Raw genomic sequence first — 1,205 nt, forward strand, 5'->3', positions numbered from 1 at the left:
TAACGATTGGCGAATTTGTGTTGTAATGGCATAGAAAGTAAAAACTTGTCTACCCGTATAAATTTAGTTAATTGTGATGAAATAACTTAAAGCAGTTCAGCCATTATAATACAAATTTGTGGTTAGGTGCAGTTATTTTATCGTTTTTCTAATCCAATCATCCAATTCAGTCAGATTAAATATTCCTTTTTGAAACCAAGCATTTTCATACTTTTTATCTTTATGTTTTTCATATACCCATATTCCCTTTCCAAAGCCTTCAAAATTTTTGTTTTTCCTTAAACTATTTAATCTCAGTTCTAGCCAATCAATATCTACTCTATTTAACGAATTCGAATATTTTTTTAAAATATAGATTATGCTTGTATCAATACTACTTGCATTTTTCAAAATATCATCTAGGTCAGAACTAAACTGTATATTGTTTACAAAATCAAGTGTCAAAAGATTTTCATCATTATTTATAAAAAGATGTTTGTATTCAAAATCTTTTAAAATAGCTTTTGTATATTTTAATAATGAGGCTGTTTTATTTATACAGTCCTCTGATTTCAATATGTTTAATATTGGAATACTTTCATTTAATTTTAGGTAAGCTTGAATTTTATGATGCCCGTCCAAAACATAAGAACAACTATAATTTGAGGTCAAATTATTATAAACAAGAAAAGTCAGTACTGTTGGTCTTTTACCTTCCTTTATAAGTTGACAGTAATAATCCACTTGGTTTGGATTTATCTTGTCATTGGTTATGCTAAATAGGCAAGGTTCATAATCATTTTTCCAATAAGGAGGAAAAAATGCCCCAGAAAATCTTTCATCTTCTGGGACACTTTCCGAGTAAATAACATTTTGACTAGACAAAAAGTTCAAATTTTCTATACTTGAGTTGCCCTTGTTTATTGAATACTTACCATTTGAAAATAAATTCAGAAATTCTTTAATAGCTTCAATTTGTTCAAGGTCGCTACCTACCGCTAAGACTGTGTTAATATTCTTCGTATAGAAATTTCTTTCATTAATTGAAAAATCAGAGATTGAATAATATTCCCCAATACTTCCTCCACAGTCAGGCCAATTAACAGCTAGTGCTTTTTTAATTACCAAACAACTCGCGAAGTCATCAAAAAAAATATCGATAATATTTTGACCATTGCTTATTTCAATTTCTGTCATTATTCGGTTTTGTTATAATTGCGCCTAAC

At 28.5% G+C, this 1,205-nt stretch carries 1 protein-coding gene; it reads right to left on the reverse strand.

Annotation, left to right across the window (positions count from 1 at the left end):
* Positions 1-132: 132 nt before the first annotated feature.
* Entirely contained in the window at positions 133-1,176 is a 1,044-nt protein-coding gene (locus A5893_RS04965; RefSeq protein ID WP_068821465.1) for a hypothetical protein, read from the reverse strand.
* Positions 1,177-1,205 lie beyond the last annotated feature (29 nt).

Origin of the sequence: Pedobacter psychrophilus, from assembly GCF_001652725.1 — a bacterium.
GTDB lineage: Bacteria > Bacteroidota > Bacteroidia > Sphingobacteriales > Sphingobacteriaceae > Pseudopedobacter > Pseudopedobacter psychrophilus.